This is a genomic window from Cupriavidus sp. SIMBA_020 (assembly GCF_046535395.1).
GTDB classification, from domain to species: domain Bacteria; phylum Pseudomonadota; class Gammaproteobacteria; order Burkholderiales; family Burkholderiaceae; genus Cupriavidus; species Cupriavidus campinensis.
In genome coordinates this window covers 1-264 of the sequence record NZ_JAWRWU010000805.1, presented here as the reverse complement: position 1 = coordinate 264, position 264 = coordinate 1, and the positions used below count along the sequence as shown (strand labels likewise).

The following is a 264-nucleotide window of genomic DNA, read 5'->3' as shown; positions in this document are numbered from 1 at the left end:
CATGGCGGGAAAGCCCTCGCCGCGCACGAAGTTCTCGTAGGCCGCCTTGGACGGCGCGAAGGTATTGGTCTCGTGCTGGAAGCCAGCCACCAGAATATGCATGATCGATTCCTTTGAGCGTCAGGCGCGCGCGGGCGCGGATTGGGGGGGACGATTCACCAGCAGCAGCAGGGCGCCGGCCACCAGCAGGGCGGAGATCGCGTACAGGCCGCCGGCCAGGCTGCCGGTGGATTCCTTGACCCAGCCGATGATGGACGGGCTGAG

The 264-nt window shown here is 66.7% G+C and carries 1 protein-coding gene and 1 pseudogene; both read right to left on the bottom strand.

From position 1 onward, the window contains the following. Positions 1–102: M81 family metallopeptidase (locus tag SB751_RS31585; protein ID WP_410749218.1), on the bottom strand; the 102-nt coding region annotated here is incomplete at its 3' end. 18 nt (positions 103–120) lie between these two features. After that, positions 121–264 (bottom strand): annotated as a pseudogene (locus SB751_RS31580) (MFS transporter); the annotation flags it as partial.